A 24,490-nucleotide genomic window follows, 5' to 3' on the forward strand; every position below is an offset into this window, starting at 1 on the left:
CTGTGGTTTCGTGCTTATACGAAAACTAAAATTTAAACTCTCAACTTTAAACTAAGAACCATCTTTCGATGCCATTAAAAAAACTCTGTGCCTCTGTGGTTAAAAAAATTAAATACGGCAGCGCAATGTTGAACCCTAAACTTTCAATTTTAAACATTAACACATCGCAAGAGCAGAACCAGGAACCTCCTCTTCTTTACAAAATAAAGAATAAACGGAAGGATAAGGTAAAATTGCATCTCTATTGCCAATGACCAGGTGTGGAGCAAAGCATTCTCGCTCAGCTTGGCACCAAAATAGGAATCTCCGCGGGAGAAGATTTTATTGGAGAGGAATATTAACGCATACGAAAGGTCGTCCCTGAATGTTTTAATATCCGTGCTGAGGTAGAATAGGCATGCAGCAAGCGACACCCCAAAAATCAAAACATAGTATGCCGGCGCGATCCGGACGAGCCTTTTTTTAAAAAAATTCCGAAAGTAAATCTGCCCCTATCCATATCCGAAATTGTGATGGTGGTAATAAGGTAGCCCGAAATCACGAAGAATATATCAACCCCCAAAAAACCACCCGGCAACCAGGCTTTGTTTAAATGGAAGATAAAAACACTTAAAAAAGCAATAGCCCTAAGCCCCTGAATATCTGCACGGAATTTCATATCATTTCAAAGAAAAATTTGCCAAATATACAACCGGAAACCGTCAGCACAAAAAAAACAGCCCCGGGAGTCCGGAGCTGTCTTCACTCAAAAAAAAAGTTTCCGCTTTACCGCAGCCTGTCCACAGATTTCACGAGCCTCTCGTCCCGGCGGATAAATGTGTTGGCAATAGCCAGGCACACCATAGCCAGGAGGGGAAACAGCGGCTCAATACCCTTCTCAGGAAACTCCATTCCTCCGGGTAAGCTTAGCAGCCAGTACGACAGTAGAGCGAGCAACAATGCGTTCAGTACGATGCCGATCCTGTTCAGCAGCACCTGTAATTTTCTATTTTTAAAACTGTAAATGCTGAATACCTCCAGCGCGATGAATGCCGCAGCGATGAAGTAAAACGCGCCGTCTTCCGCGCGGCTGTTCAGCGGATCCTTTACATACACCACCGCAAGGCCGCACAGTAGCGCCAGCCCCATCCACACCGTCTGTATTCTCTGCAGCATTCCAGGTATCAAATATGCCTGCAAAAGTAAGACAATTTTTTGCGTAATTCAAAAAATGATGTAGATTTGCAGCACTTTAACACAAAAAAGTACCTGTACTTATACCTTTGTGCAGGTTTATTTTCATTTTATACTTACATTTTATTGACATTATATGTTCAATCTTGAATCGCTGAGCGGTACTTCCGAAACAGAACTGCGCAAAATAATGAAAGGCCTGGGGCTGGATGTGCCGAAGGGCAGCACCGCGCAGGAAATGGCATTTGCTATTCTGGACTTTCAGGCGGCAAACAAAACTGCGGCGGCAGAGTATTACAATAAAATAAACGGCGGCGAGGAGGCCGCACCTGCGGAAGCCACAGATGCCACCCCAAAGAAACGCGGCAGGAAGCCGGGCAGGCCGAAGAAGGAGGCCGCAGAAAAACCCGAAACCGCCTCCACGGAAGCCGAGGATGCAGGAATTCTGGAGGTACCGCAGTCAGAAACCACTCCGGAGGAAAAACCGGCACCCAAGAAACGCGGCAGGAAACCTAAGAACCAGCAAGCCATTGAGGCTGCGGAAAACCCTGGAGCAGATGTTTTGCAGGAGGCTGCGGAAGCCCTGGTTTCACATGAAACTGAGACTAGCCCGGTAACCGCGGCAGAGAATCCTCAGCAAAACCGCCAGCAGAGAAACCCGAGATACAGCGGGCAAAACCAGCAGCGGGAGCGCCAAAACAACCAGCACCAGAACGGGTACGGCGCACAGAACGGCCGGCACCAGAACGGGAACGGGCAGAACTTTCAAAAACAGAACCACCCAAGACCGGCGGCCGAGGATGCGGAGCCGAGAAAAGAATTTAACTTCGACGGGATTGTGGAAATCGAAGGCGTGCTGGAAATTCTTCCCGACAACTACGGCTTCCTGCGCTCATCGGATTTCAGCTACATTTCTTCGCCGGATGATGTGTATGTATCCACCGCACAAATCCGCAACTATGGATTGAAAACCGGCGACACGGTACGCGGCATCGTGCGGCTGCCGAAGGAGGGCGAAAAATACTTCTCCCTGCTGAAACCCGTGGAGGTAAACGGGCGGGATCTTTCCTTCATCAAGGACAGGGTGGCTTTTGAATACCTCACGCCGCTCTTCCCACAAGAGAAATTTAACCTTGCAGGCGAGGGTGCCACCACCTCCACGCGCATTGTGGATATGTTTGCGCCCATTGGCAAAGGACAGCGGGCGATGATTGTGGCACAGCCGAAAACCGGGAAAACGATGCTGCTGAAGGACATCGCCAATGTGGTTGCAAAAAACCACCCAGAAGCCTATATGATGGTGCTCCTCATCGACGAAAGGCCAGAGGAGGTGACCGATATGGAGCGCAGCGTGAATGCGGAAGTAATAGCCTCCACCTTCGACGAGGCGGCGGAAAAGCATGTAAAGGTTGCGAATTTAGTTTTGGCAAAAGCGCAAAGAATGGTAGAGTGCGGCCACGATGTGGTGATCCTTCTGGACTCCATCACAAGGCTGGCAAGAGCGTACAACACCGTGACGCCGGCATCGGGCAAGATACTCTCCGGCGGTGTGGATGCCAATGCGCTGCACAAGCCGAAAAGATTCTTTGGGGCGGCGCGGAAGATTGAGAACGGCGGCTCCCTTACCATCATCGCCACGGCACTGATTGATACCGGCTCAAAAATGGACGAGGTGATTTTCGAGGAATTCAAAGGAACCGGAAATATGGAGCTGCAGCTGGATAGAAGGATTGCCAACAAGCGCATCTACCCTGCCATAGACCTGGTGGCATCCAGCACAAGGCGTGATGATCTGCTCCTGGATGAAATGACGCAGCAGAGAATGTGGATATTGCGGAAATACCTTGCAGAAATGAACCCAGTGGAAGCGATGGAATTTGTGGAGAAAAACATCAAAAATACGCTTAGCAATGAGGAGTTTTTGATGAGTATGAACAAATAATCATACTATTTTTAGAAAGAAATGGGCGCAATGTTATTGTTTGCCCTAATACCTGTTGCTGAGGTTTACTGTAATGTAAGGTAACAGAAGAGAGCTTTTTTTAAAGTTTTTAGGGCATATTCATTGTTTTAATGGAGTGGAAGAAGCTCTCGCATATCCGCATGTTGTACAACATTTAATTTAAAAACGGTTAAAAAAGGACTAACCTTCCAAAGTCGAAATAATTCTGACTCGACATCAAACAAGAATGAATGCGCGAGATGTTATGAGCATCAGTTTGAAAATCGTTAAGAGTAAAACATTGAAAATTAAATATTAACAAATAAATTTATACAAATGAATAAAATTTTAAAAATCACACTTGTATTATTATTATCAATTTTTTTTCTTCTCTTGTAACGAAGATGAAAGTTTAGATCAAAGTCCTATCAATGAAAACTTAATTACATCTTTTAATAAATCATCTACTACCTCTAAAAATAGTGATATTAGTGAAGTTATTGTTTTTTCAGATATGACTTCATCCGATGAAAATCTAAGTGGCATGTTAGAAGGTTTAATTGTAAGCGTAGATTTAGATGCTATGAAAGCGACTTTCACAAATGAAAATGAAGCTGGTTCTATTGAATTTGATTTAATAGAAAATGAAAATAGCACTTTATCTTTAAGTGGTTATACTGCAAAAAATGGTTTAAGTGATAGAACTCCTAGATGGCTGTGTGGCGCTAGTTGTGTAGGTCAAGGATTTTTAATTTCATTGTGGGATGGTCCTGCACCATTAATGGATATTGCCGCTGCCGCTTTTAAATTATACTAGAATTTTAATTTATATTAGAATGAAAATTATAATAATCTTTTCACTTTTTTTAACTTCTATATTGAGCGCACAAAATTTGGAAAAATGCAATTTGAGAATCTGTCCCAATACTGATAACATATTTATCATAAATGATGAAAAATTAATATGTTTATTAAAAAATGAGAATAAAACTATTATTTATTCTTATGCTTTTTGGTGTAAACCTTGCGTTGAAAAGTTGCCACATATAATTAATTTTGCTAATAACAAAAAGGTTAATTTATATATTTTATTAATTCATAATGAGAATTCGAGAGAAATGCAAATTGAAAATAATAAATTTAAAAATGAAAATTTGAATATCTTGGTATTAAGTGATGAATACGGAAATAAACCTCGTAAAAAATATAAAAATTTTTTGAAGAAATTTTATGCTGAATCAAAATTGATTGATGATATGTCAAAAATAATTCTATTTGATGAAGATGGAAATTTAATGTATATTTCAGATTGGACAGATGGCGATGACGTTCTCACATCAAAAATATTACCATTGTTAAATTAAAACGGCTACCAACATCGGTTTGCCGCAATGGGGGCAGACGTGCTTCTATGACAGTTTTGTGGTTAACCAAAGTGCAGTGCTTCGATTGAACTTTTGTGCTAAAAACCCCCACTGCGGCAAGCCGAAAAACGTTGGCGGTAATTAAAAGAACAGAGTTTTGAAAGAAGAAAGCGAAACTACACCTCAGAAAGATTTTGAAAAGGAAATCAACCTTTTCATAGACCATATTGATAGTCTATATCAGACAAGTCCAATTGAATTTGATTTAATAGAAAATGAAAATAGCACTTTATCTTTAAGTGGTTATACTGCAAAAAATGGTTTAAGTGATAGAACTCCTAGATGGCTGTGTGGCGCTAGTTGTGTAGGTCAAGGATTTTTAATTTCATTGTGGGATGGTCCTGCACCATTAATGGATATTGCCGCTGCCGCATATACTTACGCATGTGCGCGTGATTGCTAAATTTATTATAAATGTATTTAACTATCATTTCAACAATTCTAGTTTTAGCATTAATTTATTTAAAAAATGTTAATCCTTATGTAGCAGAAATATTTAAAAATAAGTTTTTTCAATATTTCATAGGAACTTTATTGTTAATCATATTAATATATAAATTAATAGTATTTGAAAATAAATGGACAAGTTATGTTCAAGTTTCAATTTTATTTATTGTGTTGATAATAGGAGTTTTACAATTAAATAGACGCAATAAAGTTTAAACGTTGTACAACATGGTACAAATTCAATGGCTACAAAAAGCATATTTTTGTGGTCATTGTTTTTTTCAAACTAAAAACTAATTTTAATGATAGATGAATTGTATACGCCACTGAAATTTATACCCAAAACGAAATCTTGTCGAGCAGCCGCATGATTTCCAGAAGTTTATCCACCGTAATTTTATTTTTACCATTCTCTATATTGGCATATGCTGACTGGCTGATCCCGAGCAGCTCGCCCATAACCTCCTGGCTATAGCCCTTTTTCAGGCGGTAGAGGCGAATAAGCTGTCTTAAATTTTTCAAGGTGTTTTCCATCAGTTTATTTTTTTAAAGATATATAAAATAGCCGATTACGCAAATATTTTTTACATGCACCGTATTATTAGCACAAAATCGCATAAATTATTCGATTTTGTGCTAATTTATTCGATTTTCGAATAAGATATATCATTTTTTCTTTGCAATTTAGCCATCAGAAAACAAGGTTGCGCACCGTGTTTTTGTAGTTCAATCAAAAATTGTTTGATTAAAAAAATTATTTATGAAGGATTTATTAAAAGCTTTGTGCCTATTAATGATGATGGCTGGCACAGCAGCATTTGCAAAGAACCCTACAAACCCAACGAAGGTAGATATTCAACTGACGATGAGGGATGGGCACCAGTCCATCGTATCTGCGGAAGATTATAGCAGAGCAGATGAATTTACTAAAAGAATTATCAACTATATTGATGCTTCAATAGCATCCCTAAAAATATTGGATTCTTCTGTAGAAGCGAAAATTTCTATAAGCAAAAATTCTGCGGATACATTTAGCAACAGCATTATAATTTGCAAAACAGAGAAATCTCAATCGCCAGCTGAGGTTTATAAGGGCTCTTGCACTGTTTGTGGAGTGAGTTCTGCCTATTCTTACTTAAATAAAATTATGAAAGACGAAAGTTTGGGAGAAGAATTCAATGTACATGTAAAACGCAATGGAGATTGTGTTACACTTTCCTGGTAAAAAAAATTACAGTAACCTTCTGAAGCGGATTTAGTTCCGCTTTTTTAATTATCTAAAGAAATGATCTCTTCAGCGATTAAGAAAGATATGTTTAGGGAATTTTTATTCTAAAAGCACAAATTTTTGAAATTTGGAGTGCTGATAAGTGTTAAAAAATCATAAAATAATTCGTTCGGTGCTATAGAGGTCTTATTTTTGGATTCAAAATCAATAATTAAAATCAACAACTTATGGCATTCGAATTACCGAAACTAAGCTACGATTACGCAGCCCTTGAGCCGCACATTGATGCGAAAACTATGGAAATCCACCACACCAAGCATCACCAGGCTTATGTGGACAACCTGAACAAAGCGATAGAAGGCACCGAGCTGGAAGGAAAATCCATCGAGGAAATCTGCAAAACTGGAACCGATAAAACGCCAGTGAGAAACAACGGCGGCGGCCACTGGAACCACACCTTCTTCTGGGACATCCTTACACCCGGCGGAAGCAAAGAGCCGGGAAGCAAAGAGCCGGTGGGAAATGTAAAGCAGGCTATTGAGGACTTTGGCGGATTTGAAAAATTCAAGGAAGTTTTCACAGAAGCGGCAAAGGGGCGCTTCGGTTCCGGATGGGCTTGGCTGATTAAGAATGCAAACGGCGAGCTGGAAATTACCTCCACACCAAACCAGGACAACCCGCTGATGCCTGTGGCCGAGAAGCAGGGCACGCCAATTCTTGGGCTGGATGTGTGGGAACACGCCTACTACCTGAACTACCAAAACAGGCGCCCGGATTACATCGGCGCTTTCTGGAATGTGATCAACTGGGATAAGGTGGAGGAAAAATTCAACGAAAGCAATTCCACCTTCTAAAAATTAATTATATAAAAAGCCGCTCGGGACGCCAAGCCTGGGCGGCTTTTCGTATTACAATCTACGGGCTGAAGATTTTCTTCCCGATATTCCACGCTGTTTCGAAATTGAGGAGGCGAAGGCCGTGAGGAGATTTTGTAGCAGCCAGCAGGTTGATGATCTGCATTGTAGAGGGGCACTTTAACTGAGCGCCGGGGTTAAACATACTGACTGTAAAAGATTGACATCCACCCTCCTTTAGCTCTATCAAGACAGCATCCGGGTTTTGGGCAAAATATTCTGATTTTGTGGCTGAGGCTGAAGCAAGAATTACGCTGTCTATTTCGGGATACTTTGATGCCGCATCCACCGCAGGGAGGCTCTGCGCCGTTACGAGAATTTTAGTGTGGGAATTATTTTTATCAATATTTTTCAGCACCTTTATCATATCCCCTGCCTCCGAAAAAATACCGAGCGAAACGGAATCAAAACCCACCAATAGCAGCGTATTAATGTAATTTATTTTGCTATCGGTCGATATCTGGAATCCCGTGCCCCATAGCAGCCCAGCAGACAGCTCGGTAATTTTAATTTCTTTTTTTTCGGAACCTTCAGCCACGCAGAATTTTAAAAATGAAAAAAGCAATTTTGCTAATTTAAACTTTTCCCGGCGAAACTCTGCAGCCTATTGCCATAAAGTTTTACTTCGAATTATGACTTTTGATAATATTGTTCTCTACGACGGGGACTGCGGTTTTTGTAATTTCTGGGTGCAGTGGATTTTAAAACGCGACCGGAAAGGCCGGTTTCGCTTTGCGCCCCTTCAGAGCGGGTACGGGCAGGAGTACCTTCGCAGCAGAGGGTTGCCGGCGGAAAACTTTAGTACTCTTTATTTCCTGAAAAACGGCCGCCGCTATACGAAAATGTATGCAGTGATAGAAATCGGGCGCACCCTGGGGGGAGGCTACCGTGCTCTGGGGCTGCTGAGGGTGTTTCCAAAAATAGTTTTGGACAAAATCTACGATATGGTGGCGGAAAACAGAAAGAAAATAGCCGGCGAAAGCTGCCTGCTGCCTTCCGCGCAACAGCGGGAAAGGTTTATTTCCTGAACGCATCACCAAAAGCCGTAACTTTGTTAAAAATTAAAAAATGTACACAACCGGCTTTGATAAAGTTTGGGAGGAAAAACTCCTGAACCGCTTCCTGAACTATGTAAAAATATACTCCACCAGCGACCCGGAGAGTGCCAGCACGCCATCCACACCACAGCAGTGGAACATCGCGAAATTCATCTTTGAAGAACTGCAGCAGATGGGGCTGGAAAATGTGGAGATCGACGGTAATGGCTACATCTACGCTACCATCCCCGCTACCCGCGATGCGCAGGAGCCTACCGTGGGCTTCATTGCCCACTACGATACCTCGCCGGATTTTTCGGGGGAAAATGTAAACCCAAAAGTCTGGGAAAATTACGACGGGGGCGATTTGCCGCTCAACCCTGAAACGGGGTTCACCCTCTCCCCGGCTCAATTCGAAAGCCTCAAAAAACATATCGGCCATACGCTCATCACCACGGACGGCACCACGCTCCTCGGGGCGGATGACAAAGCCGGCGTGGCAGAAATCGTAACCGCTGCAGAATTCCTGATGGCGCACCCGGAAATTCCGCACGGGAGGATTGCCATAGGCTTCACGCCGGATGAGGAAATCGGCAGGGGCGCCCACAAATTTGATGTGGAAAAATTCGGCGCAGAGTGGGCATACACTATGGACGGCGGCGAGGCTGGCGAGCTGGAATACGAAAATTTCAATGCCGCAGGAGCCGTAATTACGGTGCGGGGGCTGAGCGTACATCCCGGATATGCTTTCGGTAAAATGAGAAACGCGGCACTGATGGCAGCAGAGCTCGCTTCCGTTCTTCCTTCGCAGGAAACGCCGGCGACCACACGGGGTTTCGAGGGCTTTTACCACCTCACGGATTTCAGCGGAGATGTATCCTCAGCTAAACTCCAGTACATCATCAGGGATCACGATGCAGAAAAGTTTGAAAGGAGAAAGTTATTTTTGAAGGAAAAGGTAACGGAATTTAATCAAAAATACGGAAAAGATACTTTTAGTATCGAAATAAAAGAGCAATACCGCAATATGAAGCAGCAGTTTGAAGGTAAGATGCACATCATCGATATCGCGGCACAGGCGATGCGGGAAGCGGGCATAGAGCCGGACATCAAGGCGATACGCGGCGGTACGGACGGCGCGCAGCTTTCGTATATGGGGCTGCCGTGCCCTAATATCTTCGCCGGCGGCCTGAACTTCCACGGACCCTACGAGTATGTACCGCTGGAAAATATGGTGCTTGCCACGCTGGTAATCCTGAATATTGCGAAGGCGCAGAAGCACAGCTCGTAAACTTATTTGAGCTTGCCCATCATCTTTTGTACCCAGAGATCTGCGGCGGGGCAGATTTCGGCGTTTTTCAGCGTGAGGCGATTGATCTGGTAGATTTTCCGGCGGTCGGTGTGCGGATATTCTCTGCAGGCTTTGGGGCGCACTTCGTAGATGCTGCAGTAGTTGTCGGGCAGCAGGAAATGGCACGGCAATTTCTGCAAAACCTTGTCGTTATCTTCATCAGTCCGCAGAAATCTTTCCTCAAATTCTGAGGGCTTCTGGCGGAGGTATCTGGCGATGCGCTCGATGTCTTTTTCTGTGAAAAGCGGGCCGGTGGTCTTGCAGCAGTTGGCGCAGCTGAGGCAGTCGATCTCGCGGAAGACCTCGTCGTGGGTTTCCTGGGCGAGGTGGTCCAAGTTTTTGGGCGGCTTACGCTTGATGCCGTCGAGGAATTTTTTGTATTCTTGGTTCAATTTTTGGGCTTATTTTTTGCAAATTTCGGAATTTTGGTTTGGGCATTGTGAGCCGCCCGATGCGCGCGCCCCGGATAGTAGCGGATACCCCGCAGTGGAGCCGCGGAGCGAAGCGGAGCGGCGATACGAGGAGTAGGAGCGGATAGCCGGAAATGGCGCCCCAAATATTGCCTGAGATACGCTTGATAAATATCATAGCGAAATCTTTGCGGCAGGCAGATTTTGTGGTTAATTTTATCTGGAATTTTTAAAAATTATGAAAAAGTTAGAAAGCCGCCAGGATATCGAGCTCCTGGTGAATAGTTTTTATGCTAAGGTGGCGAAGTCCGGCATCGGATTTTTCTTCGATGATGTGGCAAAGGTGGACTGGGGTGCACACCTGCCGAAGATGTACAGCTTCTGGGAGACGCTGCTGTTCGGGCAGATGAGCTATAAGGGCAACCCGATGGCAGCGCATTTCCCAATCAATGAGGCGGTGCCGATGGAGCAACAGCATTTCGAGACCTGGCTTCAGCTTTGGACGGAAACCGTAGAGGAAAATTTTGAGGGTGAAGCGGCCGATGCAGCCATCTATAAAGCTGGAAACATCGCGAGGCTGATGTCCCACAAAATGGAGATGGCGAGGCGCTTGGCCTAAGGGAAAATTACGGTGAAAATGTATGCCGAAAGATTTACCAACAGCACGGTTCCGTACAGTAGGTTGGTCTTCCCACGGCTTAGCGAAAGCATCACGGTAAAAACCGTTAGGCAGAGGAGTACGATGGATTTGGCATCCAAACCGAGCACGAATGGGATGTCATAAAGGATGCACACCAAGGACACAGCAGGGATAGTAAGCCCTAAACTTGCCAGCGCAGAGCCCAGGCCTAGATTGATGGATGTCTGAATCTGGTTTTTCCGGGCGGCACGCACAGCGGCAAAACCTTCTGGCAGAAGAACCACGCAGGCAATAATAACCCCAACTAAAGAATACGGAGCATCGATACTTTTCACAAAACCCTCCACCGCTGGAGAGAGTGCTTTGCTTATCAAAATCACGGAAGCCAGAGAAATAATCAATATAATTAGGCTGAAGATAGCATTTTGAGTGCTTGGCATATGCTCTTCGGACAGGCTGTTTTCCGCATCGGCAACGAAATAATTTCTGTGGCGCACCGTCTGAACCATCAGAAATGTGCCGTAAATTGTCAGGCAGGCAAGCGAGACAAACCCCAGCTGTGCCCTGCTGTAAAATGGCCCCGAATGGCTTGAGGTAAAGTTGGGCAGAATCATAGTAAGCACAAGAATGGAGGTAATGCTTACCAGATAGGAAGTCGCCGAGCTTCGTATAAAAAACTGCTCCTTGTATTGCACGCTACCGATAAGGATGCAAACGCCGAGAATGCCATTCAGGATGAGCATTACCGCTGCAAAAACGGTGTCTCTGGCGTAAGTGAGCGCATTTTCCCCGCCGGAAAGCATAAATGAGATAATTAGCCCTACCTCCAAGACCGTGATGCAAATGGCGAGAATAATGGTTCCAAAAGGCTCGCCTACGCGCGCAGCCACCACCTCAGCGTGATGCACAGCGGAAAGCACGCTGGAAATCAATAACATAGCGCCAACTATTGAAGAAAACAGCGAATCATTCAGCATACCGCTGAAGTAAAACAGCGCGGAGAGTATTGGGAAGAGGACTGTCCAGTGAAGAAAGGTCTCTAATTTCATAAATTTGTTTCGGGTAAGATATAAATTTTTTATTATGTCAACCAAGATAACCGGTTATATTCTTCCCTTCAAAATCTCCTGCCGCTGGCTTTCTTCCAGTTTCTCAATGGCATAGCGTAGGGTGGTGCGCGGGATGAGCGGATAGTATTCCCGAAGGAAATCCAGGAGCGCCGCCTCGTTTTTTTTTCCCATTTCCCGTAGGAGCCAGCCGTTTGCCTTGTGCATCAGGTCGTGAGGATGCTGAAGATTTTTCAGCACGATTTTTTTCATTAAATCGAAGCTGCCTCGGCGCACGAAATACATCGTGGAAACTATTGCGATGCGCTTTGACCAGAGGGACTCTTCCTCGGCGAGGAAAAGAATGCGACTGCTGTCCCCGGTTTCATAGGCCTGCCTGCCGAGGATTTTGTATGCGGAATTATCCACCAGATCCCAATTGTTCACGAACTTTCGGTTTTGGAAATAAAAGTCTGCCAGTATGTTTTTTTCCTCCTGGGATTTTGTTTTTTCAAATTTTAAAGTGAGGATGAAGAGCGCAGTGCTCCGGTGCTCGTGGATTTCCGAGGAGAGCAAAGGCAGGAGTTCTTCCGGAGAAATTTTATTCCAGAATTCCTTCGCCACCTTCCGCTGCTCCGGTATCGTGACGCCAACGAAAAGGTCGCCCTCAGCATAGTGCCCCGGCCCGGTTTTAAAAAAACTGGAATATGTGGATGCAACCTGCGGATCGGTCATTACACTCAGAGCGGCTGCAATATCTTCGGCAGTCATTTTAGCCAAAATTTGGGTTTAAAACTTTAAGGCTGCCCCGCTGTCTCCGCACCCTCTGTGTTCTCATCTATCACCATCTGCCTCGTGTTTGCCACTTTCCCAATCGTAAGCCCCTGAACCACGATGGAGAACACCACCACGCAGTAGGTGATACTGATGATTGCCTCGCTGTATTCGCCCTTAGGGATGGAGAGCGCCAGCGCAATCGATACGCCGCCGCGTATGCCGCCCCAGACGAGCACCTTCACCGTTTGCCTCGTAAAGCGGTAGCGGCGGGAGAGCAGCGTAGCCGGCAGCAGTATGGAAACCCACCGCGCCAGTAGCACCACGAGGATGCAGATGCCGCCAGCGGCAAGGTATTCGTTCAGGTCGTCGATGGTGAGCAGCTCAAAACCGATGAAGAGAAAAAGCACGGCGTTCAGGATTTCGTCGATGAGTTCCCAGAATTTAATCAGGTAGTCCTGAGTTTCTGTTTTCATCATAAATTTTCTGCTGAAATTTCCCACAAACAGCCCGGCAGCCACCATGGCAAGAGGCGCGGAAATGTGCATTTCGTGTGCTATGAGGTAGCCGCCCATTACCACGGCGAGGGTTGTTAAAACGGAAATAATGTAGTCGTCCACCTGGCGTATTGCCCGGGATGCGGTATAGCCCAGGATAACGCCGAGCAAAAGACCGCCGCCCGCCTCCTGCAGCAGCAAGCTACCGATGCTCTCCGCATTCAGCTCCACATGGTTCCCTACGGCAAGCTGCAGCAGCACGGAGAAGACCACCACCGCCATACCGTCATTAAAGAGAGATTCTCCGGCTACCTTGGTTTCCACCGCTTTGGGGACATTGGCCTGTTTTAAGACGCTGAGAACGGCTACGGGATCCGTGGGAGAAATAAGCGCCCCGAAAACCAGGCACCAAATCAGCGGCACCGGCAGCCCTACCAGCGGGAGGAGATAGTATGCCCCGAAGCCTACGGCGAAGGTGGATATCAGCACGCCCACGGTAGCGTACACGGCTACCGGCCCGGTTTGCTCTTTTAAATCCTGGACATTAATGTGGACCCCGCCCGCAAAAAGCAGGAAATTCAGCATAGCGCCCATCAGCACTTCGCTGAAATCCACACTGTTTATGAGGCTGTAAAGATTTTTGTAAGTCTTTGGAAGTGCGGTTTCGCCGAACATTACAAGGAAAACTGAAACTGCGATGGCAATCACCATAATTCCGATGGTGCCGGGAAGCTTCAAAAATTTATAATTTACAAATGCAAAAGTGGCGGCTAAAACAATGAGTATTGAAAAAGAATAATACAGTTCCATCGGGCTAAAAATACGATTTTCCGATAAAACTTACCTAATTGTTTTGCCAGGCTAATCCTCATCGAAATACTCGAACAGGAAATCGTTGTAAGGAAAGCGGGAAATGTGGATCTTCAGCACCTCATCGTAGATGAGCTTCTTCATCTCGGGAAAGTTTTCCTTCGTTAATGCCGAAATGAAAACGGCGGGATGTTCGGATTTGGACATCCAGGTTTTCTTCCACTCATCCAGCGAAATATTTTTCTTGGTAGCGGGCGTTAAATCGTCCTCATCCTTTTTCTCGTAGGCGAAAGCATCTATCTTGTTGAAAATCATCACGGTAGGTTTTCTATGCGCATCGATTTCCTGCAGGATGTCGTTCACGGATGCGATGTGGTCTTCAAAGCTTGGGTGGGAAATATCCACGATGTGCAGCAGCAAATCCGCTTCGCGAACTTCATCCAGCGTGGATTTGAAAGACTCTACCAGCTGTGTCGGCAATTTTCGGATAAAGCCCACAGTATCGGTGAGGAGGAAGGGCAGGTTGCCTATTACCACTTTGCGCACCGTGGTATCCAGCGTTGCGAAAAGCTTGTTCTCTGCGAAAACTTCGGATTTGGAAATGGCGTTCATCAGGGTAGATTTGCCAACATTCGTGTAGCCTACCAGGGCGGCGCGCACCAGTTTTCCGCGGTTGTTTCGCTGCGTAGCCATCTGTTTATCAATGGTTTTCAGCTTTTCTTTCAGCAGGGAGATTCTATCCCGGATGATTCTTCGGTCCGTCTCGATTTCCGTTTCACCGGGACCACGCATCCCAATTCCGCCGCGCTGCCTTTCCAGGTGGGTCCACATACCGGTAAGCCTTGGCAGAAGGTATTCATACTGGGCGAGTTCCACTTGGGTTCTTGCGTAGGAAGTTTGCGCCCGTTGTGCAAAAATATCGAGAATCAGGTTCGTTCTGTCGATGATTTTCACTTCCATTTCCCGCTCAAGATTTTTCTGCTGAGAAGGCGAAAGCTCGTCATCGAAAATCACCGTATCTATCTCATTTTCTTTTACATAGGTCTTTATCTCGTCGGCTTTTCCGCTGCCTACAAATGTTCTTGGGTCGGGCTTTGGCAGCTTTTGCGTGAAGCGCTTATCCACCGCAGCGCCTGCCGTGAAGGCCAGAAATTCCAGCTCATCCATATATTCCCGAAGTTTTTCCTCGTCCTGATTTTGCGTCACAAGGCCTACCAGCACGGCCTTTTCGTAAAGATGGTCTTTTTTCTCAAGCATAAATTTCGCACCGTTTTCCGGCTTTCAGCAAAAGTAAGGATTTCGGTTTTAAGGAAAAATCAGGCGGTTTTCTTGCGGGAATAGTTGAGCTTTAAAATGAAGAGTAATAGCGTGGCGGAAACTGCAAGAGCATTGGTAATAATCATTGAAATGTGCCCGTTCAGAAAGCCGTACCAAAGCCAAAGTGCGGAACTGACAACGCCGATGATGCCGGTAACCAGCGAGAAACCTTCGGCCGATTTTTCGCGGATGATTTTCGCAATCTGCGGTATGAACAGCACGCTTGAAAGGCCGCCAGCAATAAAGCCGATGATTTCAGGGTTAATCATAGGCAAATGAGCAATGGGTAATAAATTTTGGGCTAAATTAAATTTTTTCTATAACATAATTGCCAATTTCCGATTACCAATTGTGAATAAAATTAATCCCAGTCTGCCGCTACGAATTTCATTGCCCTGCCATTGCCATCATACAAAATCAGGGTGTGGCCTTCGGTTTTATAGGTTTTGGCCTGGCGTAAAAACTGCAGAAATTCTTCACCAAAACTACCGCTACAGAATTGGGTGCCGGTTCGGAAATCTGTGAATTTTATTGTTGTTCTGTTTTTAGCTTTTGCGTTGAAATACAATTGGTTACACCCGTCAAAAGCGGAGAAGCGAGGTTGGTTTTTGGCGGGCGATAAATCCAGCTGGATTTTATTTTTAGCAAAAAAATCCTTAGGGTAATGTTCAAATTCCACAAGGAACCATTGCCTGCTGAGCTTGGTGGCTTCTATGGGAACGGATGTGCAGCTTTTGGTAAAGGCGGTGGAAGTTATCAAACTGAGGATGGTGAAGATTTTTGCCAGTCTTTTAAATTTTATTGGGAAAATCGCAGTGTGCATTTGCCTTGAATATTAAGAAAAACTTAAATTAGCGAAAAATTTTTGCTAAGATGAAGAAAATCTTTTTAATGTGCTCGTTCCTTCTGAGCTTCGTTCAGATGCGTGCCGACGAAGGAATGTGGCTGATGATGATGATTAAAAGGCTGCAGGGCCAGAACCTGCAGGAAAAAGGCCTGAGGCTGACACCGGAGGAAATTTACTCGGTAAACAAATCTAGCCTGAAGGATGCGATTGTACAGTTTGGCGGCGGCTGCACCGGTGAAATAGTTTCAGACCAGGGCCTGCTTTTCACCAATCACCACTGCGGTTACGGCAACATTGCCGCGCTTTCCACACCGGATAAAGACTATTTGACGAATGGCTTCTGGGCGATGAAAAAATCTGAGGAGCTCCCTGCAAAAGGGCTTTCCGTGAGATTTCTGGTGAGGATGGATGATGTGTCTCAGCGCATCAACGGCAAGCTGAACAACCAGATGACTGCGGAAGAGCGCAAAAACATCATCGATGCGGAATACAAAGCCATACAGAATGAAAATTCTGAGAACGGAAAATATACCGTGGTAGTTCGCGATTTCTTCAATGGGAATGAGTTCTATTACTTTGTGTATCAGGACTTTAAGGATGTTCGCTTGGTAGGTACGCCGCCAAATGCACTGGGCAAATTCGGTGGCGATACAGACAACTGGGAATGGCCAAGGCACACCGCAGATTTTGCCGTTTTCCGCGTTTATGCGGATGCCAACGGAAACCCTGCGGAATACTCTCCGAACAATGTTCCGCTGAAGCCGAAGCATTCCCTGCCGATTTCCCTGAGAGGCTATGAGCCAGGCTCTTTCGCAATGATTGTGGGCTATCCGGGAAGAACGAACCGCTATATGACTTCGTACGGAATAGACCAATTGGTAAACCGTGACTATCCTGCCTGGGTGGAAGCTTCCAAGGTGGCGATGGATGTGATGAAGAAATATATGGATAAAGACCAGGCTACGAAGCTGAACTACGCATCCCAGTATGCATCGGTGGCCAACTATTGGAAAAACCGCCAGGGCACGATAGATGCGGTGAAGAAAAACGGCACCATCCAAGATAAGCAGAAGGTGGAAGAAGTTTACAGAAAATGGTCTCTTCTGCCAGAAAACGAGAAAACTTACTACGGCGTTCTGGAAGACATCCAGGCTTACTACCGCCAGATTTCCGCGAGAAATGTGGAGCGCAACTATTCCGCGCAGCTGCAGAGAAATGCGAAATACATTGGCCTGGCATACACATTAGGCTCAATGTTTAAAACCTATGCCGATCAGGATGATGCCGGAAAAGCGGCAATGAAGCCTAAAGTTGTAGAAGCAGTGAATAGGGCTTACGAAAAATTCAATGTGCAGCTGGAAGGCGAAATGCTTAGCAAAATGGTGAACCTGTATCAGCTACGCGTGAATAAGGATGTGGCATCGCCAACCCTGGTAGCTGCAGATGCCGCTACGCTGCCGAATGTAGCCTACTCGTCCATCTTTGCAACCAAAGAATCTGCGATGAATTTCGTGAACAACCCTGACCGTTTGAAAATCGATGCTGACCCGATGAAGAAAATTGCGGACGGCTTCATTACTGACCAAAGGCTGCTGAGCGAAAGATTTGCTAAAGTGGAAGATAATTTCGCCAAGAACAACAGGCTCTTCCTTGACGGCCTGAGAAAATCTATGCCGGAAAAAGCCTTCTATCCGGATGCTAATTCCACAATGCGATTGACTTACGGTAAAGTGACGACGCTTCCGAAACGGAACGACAGAAATTATTTTGGAATTTCCGAGAAGGACAACTATTACACCGATGTTTACGGTATGGCGGCGAAGTATAAGAAGGGCGATGAAGAGTTCGACCTGCCGCAGCAATTCCTTGATTTAGTGAAGCGTAAGGATTTCGGCAGATATGTGGATAAAAAGACGAAGAAACTACAGGTGAATTTCCTTTCCGATAATGATATTACGGGCGGAAATTCCGGCTCGCCGATTATGGATGGCAACGGAAACCTGATTGGCCTGGCTTTCGACGGCAACTCTGAAGCGCTTTCTGGTGACATCGTTTTCGAGGAAGACTGGCAGAAAACCATCAATGTGGATGTGCGCTTCGTGCTTTGGGTAATCGAGAAATACGGCAAGGCAGGGCACCTAATCAGCGAGATGAAGTTTGTGCAGTAAAATATTTACATATTTAAAATAAGCAGGCTGCTCCGTTCGGAATAGCCTGTTTTTTTACTTTGTCACAAAAGGTTTTATCACCTTTTTGCTGCTGGGGCGTGGCGCAGTATCTGTACCGACATTATAGTTCAGGCTAATGCCGAGCGTCTGTTTCACCTGCAGTTTTTCAATCTGGTCGTGGTCGTATGCCAAATCAATATTTACCGCTGCAGAAATTAACTTATTGACTTTAAGGTTCAGCGCGCCAGCGTAATGAATATCCACCCTGTCCGGCCTGTGCAGATAGTTGGAGAAAAAATTTAGCTGGCTCAGGTAAGAGATGTTTTCAATGATATTAAGCCTGTAAATGAAGTTCAGCATCGCACCAAGCTCCGAGCGTACGCTCTGCCCGTCCCTTTCCAGACCGAACCTTCCCGCCTGCTGAAGCTGCTCATCCAGCACAAAAGTAAACTTCCCATTGGCAGGGCGGAAGATAATCTGCAGATTTTCCGAAGGGTTGTAGGAGGCACCAATTCCCACATTTAGGTAGCCAGGCGCCATAAATTTTGAAACCCTGTCGGCATATTTCGGCTTAGAAGTCTTGGAATAATTGTACCCGGGGCCGAATTGTGACAAAAACTGATAACCCGCAGAAATATAGACATTCCTGCCCATATCGTAGCCATAGTTGGAAGATACGCTGAGGACATCCTCCGTTTTGCGCGACCCCTGGTTCTCCGCATTTACGAATCCATAGCCCAGCTTTATAATATTCTCCACGAAGTGCCTGCCGTTTTTGTAGCTGAGATTATAATCTACCCTGCCGATGACGCCGATGTTATTATTGCCGCCAGTATACCAGTTCGAAAATGCTGCCTGATTAAAAATCAACGCATTTTTCCCGAAGAAATACCATTTCTGTGGGCGGTCCTCACGCATCAGGTTATAAGGCGTTACCGGCAGATTTTCCGGCGCGCTTATTGGCTGCGGCCTCTCCCGGATCAGTATGGTGTCTTTCCTGTTCTTGCGGGGGATTTCCACCAGCCGGGGGTTGGTAAGGCTGTCCAGGTCGGTAGCCGCGCTGTCCCATTTATTTTGGTAAAGAGAATCGATTTTCCGTCGGATGTCCGTGCGCTGCGCCGCCACATCAAACGAAATAATTACAAGAAAGAATAGTGTTAATTTAATACGCATATTCCAAAATTCCGGCAAAAATAACAATTTACCCGTCGAAACCTTCAATATTTTCACTGCCAAAATTTCCGCCATTCCACGCTGGCAGTTTTTTTGAAAAAAAAATTTATAATGAAATTCTCCCGCAGGCTGGGCAGGGCTATCCTCTACCCTTTTGTACTTCTCTCCCTTATGTGGGGCTCCTTCCTGCTGCAGGCACACGGCTGGTTTTCAGGCTGTTTTGGTGCCATCATCCCCCTCTCCCCGGAGGGCCTCAAAGGCGTACTGCTAAGCCCCCTGCTCCACGGCAGCCTGGATCACATCATCAGCAACTCCATCCCGATAGCGCTGCTGAGCTTTCTGTTGTTCTACTTTTACAGCCGTATAGCCAGGCAGGTACTCTCTACCGGGTGGCTTGCAGCCGGCCTGCTCGTGTGGCTGCTCCCCTCGGTAGACATCTATTCGGGGGATTTGCGCTACACCTGCATTGTGGGGGCGAGCGGCGTGGTGTATGTGCTGGCATTTTTTCTGTTTTTCAGCGGGATCTTCCGCAGGGAGCGCGGCCTTCTCGCCATCAGCCTTATGGTGGCGCTATATTACGGCAGCCTTATCTGGGGCATTTTCCCGGAGGAATATTTCATAAAAATGGAGCAGCCAAGCAGAATCTCCTGGCAATCCCACCTTGCTGGGGCTCTGGTAGGCATCGTCCTGGCATATATCTACCGCAACACCGGCAGCCGCCGACGCCGCTACATCTGGGAATACCCCGGCTACTACAGCGAGCGGGACGATAGGCTCTGGCAAGATTACAAGGCGCGCCACCCGGAGGATTTTGAAAGCCTGCCCCAAAAGCCGGAGGAGGACATCTGGAAATACCTGGACGAGCTCCGGAGAAGATGAAGTTTGAGGGAGTTTTATTGCTAAATCAATGTTTGTAAATTATACTTTTCTAGGGATTATTTTTACTTTTAGTAATTTAAAATTCTGTTTTAGCCTAAATCTCAATATTTCCTATTTTTGAAAAATGTTTTCCGAGGAGCACCTCTATTCCATCGCGCTGCGCAGCGCAGCTTTTATAGGCGATTTTAATTTCCGAAAGCTTACCGACGCTCTCGGCTCAGCAGAAAATGTCTGGAAAGCCAGCAGGAACAGCCTTTTAGGAATCGAGGGAATTGGGCTAAAAACCGCATCAGATATCGGCAATGAGGAGCATCTAAAATTCGCGGAAAAAGAATTAATTTTTTGCGAAAAACAAAAAATAAAAATTCTGCTTCGCCAAAGAAACGAGCTGCCATTTTTGCTTAATGAATGTGATGATGCGCCGTCCGTGCTTTATTTAATGGGCAAAACTGATGAGGAAAAATTCCCCGTAAGCATCGTGGGCACCAGGAACCTCACGGCCTATGGCAGGCAGTTCATCTACGAGCTGCATCAGGCAATCCAAAGCCGCAGTGCCATTACCGTGAGCGGGCTTGCCCTGGGTGCGGATACGCAGGTTCACCGGGAATCCCTCTCTGCAGGAATTCCTACCATAGCCGTTCTGGCACACGGTTTCCAAACGCTTTACCCTTCCCAAAACAGAAAACTTGCGGAGGAAATCCTAAATTCCGGCGGGGCACTCCTTACAGAATTTAATTCTTCTCAAAGGCCTGACCGAGAGCATTTTATCCAGAGGAACCGCGTCATTGCCGGACTTTCTGAAGCGACCATCGTGGTGGAATCTGCTTTTGGCGGCGGCTCTATGAGCACCGTAAATTTTGCCAACCAGTACAGCCGGGATGTGTATGCCCTGCCGGGAAAGATCACCGACAGGTTCAGCCAGGGCTGCAATCAGCTGATCGCCCAGCACAAAGCCGCAGCTATTGCCACAATTCCGGACCTTGTGCACCAAATTTTTGGCAAAACCGAACTGCAGCAACCGGAGCTATTCAGCAGAAAAGAAGTGCCTTCCGCCATTCTGCCCCACCAGAAGGAAATTTATGAAGCCATAGCCGCAAGCCCAAACATTCCGCTGGACGAGCTTTCCGAAATTCTCTCATTGCCTTCTTACAGAATTCTGCCCGTAGTTTTGGAGCTGGAAATCGCAGGGCTAATAAAAACGCTTTCTGGCAGGCAGTTTGTAGCTATTTAATGCCTTTGTGAAATTTCTAAAAACTGACAAAATTCTTTTTTCGGTATAATGAATTAAAGCTAAATTTGTTCAGAAAAATCTAGACTCAATATGAACAGCCTTACAGTGGAGCAGCGCATCCAGAACTTTGTAGCAAAAATTGAAGCCAAAAACCCCAATCAGCCGGAGTTCCTCCAGGCGGTGAAAGAAGTGGCTCTCACGGTAATCCCCTTCGTGGCCACACAGGAAAAATACGACGGGATGAAGCTGCTGGAGCGTATGGCAGAGCCGGAGCGCGTCATCATCTTCCGTGTGGCTTGGGTGGATGACAAAGGAGAAATTCAGGTAAACCGCGGCTTCCGCGTACAGATGAACTCCGCTATCGGCCCTTACAAGGGCGGCATCCGCTTCCACCCGAGCGTGAACCTCTCCGTACTGAAATTCCTCGCCTTCGAGCAGGTTTTTAAAAACTCCCTCACCACCCTCCCGATGGGCGGCGGCAAGGGCGGCTCCGATTTCGATCCTCAGGGAAAATCCGATATGGAAATTATGCGCTTCTGCCAGGCATTTATGACGGAGCTCTGCAAACACATCGGCCCGGAAACCGATGTCCCTGCTGGCGATATCGGTGTCGGTGCTCGCGAAATCGGCTATCTTTTCGGGCAGTATAAAAAAATCCGCAACGAATTTACGGGCGTTCTTACAGGGAAAGGCCTCGCCTACGGTGGCTCATTGATACGCCCGGAGGCTACCGGCTACGGCGTTGTGTACTTCGCGGAGCAGATGCTGCAAACCATTGGCGAAAAAATCGAAGGAAAAACTGCCACAATTTCCGGCTTTGGAAATGTAGCCTGGGGCGTGGCGAAAAAATTCACGGAACTTGGCGGCAAAGTATTGACTATTTCCGGACCGGACGGTTATATTTATGATGAGGACGGCATTTCCGGTGAAAAAATCGATTATATGCTGGAGATGCGCGCATCGGGGAACAACCGCGCGGAAGATTATCTGAAGAAATTCCCTTCTGCGAAATTCTTCGCCGGGAAGAGGCCTTGGGAAGTGAAGTGCGATGTGGCCTTCCCTTGTGCTACACAGAACGAGCTGGACCTGGATGATGCGAAGAACCTGGTATCCAACGGCGCAATCTGCGTGACGGAGGCAGCAAATATGCCTTCTACCCTGGAAGCAATCAACCATTTTATCGACAATAAGGTGCTCTTCTCCCCGGGTAAGGCCTCCAATGCCGGCGGCGTAGCAACTTCCGGGCTGGAAATGACGCAGAACAGCATCCGCCTAAACTGGTCTTCCGAGGAAGTTGATGCACGCCTGAAGGAAATTATGACCGGCATCCACCATGCCTGCCTGACCTACGGCAAGGAAGAGAGCGGCTATGTAAACTATGTGAAAGGCGCGAACATTGCTGGCTTCGTGAAGGTGGCCGAAGCAATGCTGGCACAGGGCGTGGTATAGCTTACCATCCCTCGATACATTTTAGAAAATGCCGGCATCCCCGGCATTTTTGTTTAAAATTTAACATTTTCGCAACATTCATTTTAATCTACTTATGTACTTTTGCGAAAATTGCAAAAATGCCAAAAAGCCGACGGGAAGTAGAAGTTGTCATTATTTCAGATGTGCATCTCGGCACATACGGTTGCCACGCCAAAGAGCTGCTCTCTTACCTGAAAACCGTAAAACCTAAAATTTTAGTTTTAAACGGAGACATCATTGACGGCTGGGCTTTCTCGAAGCGCTATTTTCCGAAGTCTCATATGGCAGTCATCAGCGAATTGTTTAAACTGATGAAGAAGGATACGCAGGTGATCTACATTACCGGAAACCACGATGAATTCCTGCGCCAGTACACGGATTTGCAGATGGGAAACCTCTTCCTGACTGATAAATATCTGCTGGAACTAAACGGAAAAAAACACTGGATTTTCCACGGTGATGTGTTTGACAACACCACCAAGGGCTGGGCAAAAATGATCGCGAAGCTCGGCGGACTGGGCTACGACTGGCTGATCCTCGTCAACCGCGCGGTGAACTGGCTGCTGAATGCGATGGGCAGGCCGAAGGTTTCGCTATCGAAGAAAGTGAAAAATTCCGTGAAAGAAGCTGTGAAATTCATCGCCGATTTTGAAGAAAAAGCGATAGAATTGGCGATTGACAACAGGTACGATTTCGTAATCTGCGGGCACATCCATCAGCCTGCGGACAGAATAGCGACGAATGACACCGGCAGCGTGCATTACCTAAATTCCGGCGACTGGATTGAGAACCTGACTTATCTGGAATACAACGACGGCGAATGGAAGCTTTGCCAGTTTGACACTAAAAATTTCGTTGAAGAAAAAATAGACGGCCAAAGCATCAACCTGAACTTGGAAAGGCTGATGCAGCCGCAGGTTTTCGCGGCAATGAATGAGCTTCAGAATTAATTCTCCAAACCCCCTGCTAAAATTTCTGCATCAACATTCTCCGGCTGGAATGGCAAGTTTTTGATATCCTCGCGCGACATCACGGCGCAGTTTTCGCTGCGGTATTTCCTCATCACATCCAGTATGTCGTCCGGCGGCGTGGTGCTCTTGCGAAGCATCAGATCGATCCAGACTCCGGTGGCTTCCCCGGTTGCGATGTGCGTACCATCCGGCAGGAAAAACCGCTGAAAAAACCGGTACACTGCGCCATCTTCAGAGAAACCTCCAATCTCCACGCTTACGAAAAACTCCTGCCCGTAATGGATTTCGCGGAAAAATGAAAATCTCTCGTGAAGGATTGCCGGGCCTACGCCCCAGCGGTTCAGCTCCTTCAGGCCTATGCGGTGCTGCTCCATAAAGCGCATCCTAGCCTCGGCGGTGTACTGCATATAGGCAGAATTGCCCATATGCCTGTTGGCATCGATATCCGCCCATTGCACGCGGAATTTTGAGAAATATGTTGACATTTTTAGTAAAAATTTATATTAAAATACCCGTAGTGCATTATAAAATAGGTTGCTCAAGTGACTAAAAATTAGTATATTGTATTGACTACCAATCAAATACGATTATGAGCAACCTTGAGGCAAGTTACAACTTAATTTTAAATAATTTAAGAGACATTTCAGAAACTGAAGATTTTTATTTTAAACCTATAAAACCAAAACTATCTGATATAGAGTTGATTGGCTTGATTATTTTGGCTGAATTTAAGTCCATTGA

The 24,490-nt window shown here is 46.1% G+C and carries 26 protein-coding genes and 2 pseudogenes; 15 read left to right on the forward strand and 13 right to left on the reverse strand.

What is annotated here, in order from left to right; all coding sequences use genetic code 11:
* Positions 1-149: 149 nt before the first annotated feature.
* Positions 150-658, reverse strand: a pseudogene (locus BUB43_RS11555) (acyltransferase family protein).
* Positions 659-765: 107 nt separating this feature from the next.
* Positions 766-1,155 (reverse strand): DUF4293 family protein, encoded by a 390-nt coding sequence (locus BUB43_RS02285; protein WP_073177901.1) that lies wholly within the window; start codon positions 1,153-1,155, stop codon positions 766-768.
* 154 nt (positions 1,156-1,309) lie between these two features.
* Here BUB43_RS02285 and rho point away from each other — a divergent pair, with 154 nt between their 5' ends.
* The 4 genes from rho to BUB43_RS11035 all read left to right on the forward strand — a co-directional run bounded on the left by rho (position 1,310) and on the right by BUB43_RS11035 (position 4,942).
* Positions 1,310-3,115: a transcription termination factor Rho gene (rho, locus tag BUB43_RS02290; RefSeq protein WP_073177902.1), complete on the forward strand. Its 1,806-nt coding sequence runs from the start codon at positions 1,310-1,312 to the stop codon at positions 3,113-3,115.
* Positions 3,116-3,476: 361 nt separating this feature from the next.
* Complete coding sequence (locus BUB43_RS02295) at positions 3,477-3,932, forward strand: hypothetical protein (RefSeq protein WP_143154011.1); 456 nt, start codon at positions 3,477-3,479, stop codon at positions 3,930-3,932.
* Positions 3,933-3,951: 19 nt separating this feature from the next.
* A complete protein-coding gene (locus BUB43_RS02300; protein WP_073177906.1) occupies positions 3,952-4,479 on the forward strand; it encodes a hypothetical protein in 528 nt (175 codons plus the stop codon).
* Between the two features lie 157 nt (positions 4,480-4,636).
* A complete protein-coding gene (locus tag BUB43_RS11035) occupies positions 4,637-4,942 on the forward strand; it encodes a hypothetical protein (protein WP_143154012.1) in 306 nt (101 codons plus the stop codon).
* A gap of 377 nt (positions 4,943-5,319) precedes the next feature.
* Here the strand turns inward: BUB43_RS11035 and BUB43_RS02305 are convergent, their stop codons facing one another.
* Positions 5,320-5,520 (reverse strand): helix-turn-helix domain-containing protein, encoded by a 201-nt coding sequence (locus BUB43_RS02305; protein ID WP_073177907.1) that lies wholly within the window; start codon positions 5,518-5,520, stop codon positions 5,320-5,322.
* Positions 5,521-5,746: 226 nt separating this feature from the next.
* Here BUB43_RS02305 and BUB43_RS02310 point away from each other — a divergent pair, with 226 nt between their 5' ends.
* Together BUB43_RS02310 and BUB43_RS02315 are read left to right on the forward strand one after the other, a co-directional pair.
* A complete protein-coding gene (locus tag BUB43_RS02310; RefSeq protein WP_143154013.1) occupies positions 5,747-6,211 on the forward strand; it encodes a hypothetical protein in 465 nt (154 codons plus the stop codon).
* A gap of 230 nt (positions 6,212-6,441) precedes the next feature.
* Entirely contained in the window at positions 6,442-7,068 is a 627-nt protein-coding gene (locus tag BUB43_RS02315; RefSeq protein WP_073177911.1) for a superoxide dismutase, read from the forward strand.
* Between the two features lie 61 nt (positions 7,069-7,129).
* Here the strand turns inward: BUB43_RS02315 and BUB43_RS02320 are convergent, their stop codons facing one another.
* On the reverse strand, positions 7,130-7,693 hold the full coding sequence (locus BUB43_RS02320; RefSeq protein WP_073177912.1) for a hypothetical protein: 564 nt from the start codon (positions 7,691-7,693) through the stop codon (positions 7,130-7,132).
* A 67-nt stretch (positions 7,694-7,760) separates the two neighbouring features.
* Between BUB43_RS02320 and BUB43_RS02325 the strand changes: the two genes are divergently transcribed.
* Together BUB43_RS02325 and pepT are read left to right on the forward strand one after the other, a co-directional pair.
* Positions 7,761-8,156, forward strand: coding sequence for a thiol-disulfide oxidoreductase DCC family protein (locus BUB43_RS02325; RefSeq protein ID WP_073177914.1), 396 nt, complete (start codon positions 7,761-7,763; stop codon positions 8,154-8,156).
* Between the two features lie 40 nt (positions 8,157-8,196).
* Positions 8,197-9,456 carry a peptidase T gene (gene pepT, locus BUB43_RS02330; RefSeq protein WP_073177916.1) on the forward strand — a complete coding sequence of 420 codons (1,260 nt, stop codon included), beginning with the start codon at positions 8,197-8,199 and terminating at the stop codon, positions 9,454-9,456.
* Positions 9,457-9,458: 2 nt separating this feature from the next.
* On the opposite strand, the gene BUB43_RS02335 is transcribed toward pepT, so the two are convergent.
* Positions 9,459-9,908: a YkgJ family cysteine cluster protein gene (locus BUB43_RS02335; protein WP_073177918.1), complete on the reverse strand. Its 450-nt coding sequence runs from the start codon at positions 9,906-9,908 to the stop codon at positions 9,459-9,461.
* Between the two features lie 256 nt (positions 9,909-10,164).
* On the opposite strand from BUB43_RS02335, the gene BUB43_RS02340 reads away from it, so the two are divergent.
* Positions 10,165-10,545: a group III truncated hemoglobin gene (locus tag BUB43_RS02340; protein ID WP_073177920.1), complete on the forward strand. Its 381-nt coding sequence runs from the start codon at positions 10,165-10,167 to the stop codon at positions 10,543-10,545.
* On the opposite strand, the gene BUB43_RS02345 is transcribed toward BUB43_RS02340, so the two are convergent.
* The 6 genes from BUB43_RS02345 to BUB43_RS02370 form a co-directional block, all read right to left on the reverse strand.
* Positions 10,542-11,615: a calcium:cation antiporter gene (locus tag BUB43_RS02345; RefSeq protein WP_073178011.1), complete on the reverse strand. Its 1,074-nt coding sequence runs from the start codon at positions 11,613-11,615 to the stop codon at positions 10,542-10,544. The two genes, BUB43_RS02340 and BUB43_RS02345, sit on opposite strands and share 4 nt — an antisense overlap.
* A gap of 54 nt (positions 11,616-11,669) precedes the next feature.
* The gene (locus tag BUB43_RS02350) at positions 11,670-12,383 is read right to left on the reverse strand and encodes a DNA alkylation repair protein (RefSeq protein WP_073177921.1); all 714 of its coding nucleotides are present in this window, start codon (positions 12,381-12,383) and stop codon (positions 11,670-11,672) included.
* 26 nt (positions 12,384-12,409) lie between these two features.
* Positions 12,410-13,693, reverse strand: a complete 1,284-nt coding sequence (locus BUB43_RS02355; RefSeq protein ID WP_073177923.1) for a cation:proton antiporter — start codon at positions 13,691-13,693, stop codon at positions 12,410-12,412.
* 51 nt (positions 13,694-13,744) lie between these two features.
* Positions 13,745-14,950 carry a GTPase HflX gene (gene hflX, locus BUB43_RS02360; protein WP_073177925.1) on the reverse strand — a complete coding sequence of 402 codons (1,206 nt, stop codon included), beginning with the start codon at positions 14,948-14,950 and terminating at the stop codon, positions 13,745-13,747.
* Positions 14,951-15,009: 59 nt separating this feature from the next.
* Positions 15,010-15,279 (reverse strand): SemiSWEET family sugar transporter, encoded by a 270-nt coding sequence (locus BUB43_RS02365; protein ID WP_073177927.1) that lies wholly within the window; start codon positions 15,277-15,279, stop codon positions 15,010-15,012.
* A 92-nt stretch (positions 15,280-15,371) separates the two neighbouring features.
* Positions 15,372-15,833, reverse strand: a complete 462-nt coding sequence (locus BUB43_RS02370) for an META domain-containing protein (protein ID WP_073177929.1) — start codon at positions 15,831-15,833, stop codon at positions 15,372-15,374.
* A gap of 50 nt (positions 15,834-15,883) precedes the next feature.
* Between BUB43_RS02370 and BUB43_RS02375 the strand changes: the two genes are divergently transcribed.
* Positions 15,884-18,025, forward strand: coding sequence for a S46 family peptidase (locus BUB43_RS02375; protein ID WP_073177930.1), 2,142 nt, complete (start codon positions 15,884-15,886; stop codon positions 18,023-18,025).
* Positions 18,026-18,079: 54 nt separating this feature from the next.
* Here BUB43_RS02375 and BUB43_RS02380 read toward each other — a convergent pair whose 3' ends face one another.
* A complete protein-coding gene (locus BUB43_RS02380; protein WP_073178013.1) occupies positions 18,080-19,198 on the reverse strand; it encodes a DUF3078 domain-containing protein in 1,119 nt (372 codons plus the stop codon).
* A gap of 111 nt (positions 19,199-19,309) precedes the next feature.
* Between BUB43_RS02380 and BUB43_RS02385 the strand changes: the two genes are divergently transcribed.
* The 4 genes from BUB43_RS02385 to BUB43_RS02400 all read left to right on the forward strand — a co-directional run bounded on the left by BUB43_RS02385 (position 19,310) and on the right by BUB43_RS02400 (position 23,728).
* A complete protein-coding gene (locus tag BUB43_RS02385) occupies positions 19,310-20,077 on the forward strand; it encodes a rhomboid family intramembrane serine protease (RefSeq protein WP_073177932.1) in 768 nt (255 codons plus the stop codon).
* A 124-nt stretch (positions 20,078-20,201) separates the two neighbouring features.
* Positions 20,202-21,308 carry a DNA-processing protein DprA gene (gene dprA / locus BUB43_RS02390; protein WP_073177934.1) on the forward strand — a complete coding sequence of 369 codons (1,107 nt, stop codon included), beginning with the start codon at positions 20,202-20,204 and terminating at the stop codon, positions 21,306-21,308.
* A gap of 90 nt (positions 21,309-21,398) precedes the next feature.
* Positions 21,399-22,757 (forward strand): NADP-specific glutamate dehydrogenase, encoded by a 1,359-nt coding sequence (gene gdhA / locus BUB43_RS02395; RefSeq protein WP_073177936.1) that lies wholly within the window; start codon positions 21,399-21,401, stop codon positions 22,755-22,757.
* 119 nt (positions 22,758-22,876) lie between these two features.
* A complete protein-coding gene (locus BUB43_RS02400; protein WP_073177938.1) occupies positions 22,877-23,728 on the forward strand; it encodes a UDP-2,3-diacylglucosamine diphosphatase in 852 nt (283 codons plus the stop codon).
* On the opposite strand, the gene BUB43_RS02405 is transcribed toward BUB43_RS02400, so the two are convergent.
* A complete protein-coding gene (locus tag BUB43_RS02405; RefSeq protein ID WP_073177940.1) occupies positions 23,725-24,234 on the reverse strand; it encodes an acyl-CoA thioesterase in 510 nt (169 codons plus the stop codon). The two genes, BUB43_RS02400 and BUB43_RS02405, sit on opposite strands and share 4 nt — an antisense overlap.
* A 104-nt stretch (positions 24,235-24,338) precedes the next feature.
* On the opposite strand from BUB43_RS02405, the pseudogene BUB43_RS11610 reads away from it, so the two are divergent.
* Positions 24,339-24,490: pseudogene (locus BUB43_RS11610) on the forward strand (IS982 family transposase); the annotation flags it as partial.

It is taken from the genome of Cruoricaptor ignavus, assembly GCF_900141665.1.
Taxonomy (GTDB): Bacteria; Bacteroidota; Bacteroidia; order Flavobacteriales; family Weeksellaceae; genus Cruoricaptor; species Cruoricaptor ignavus.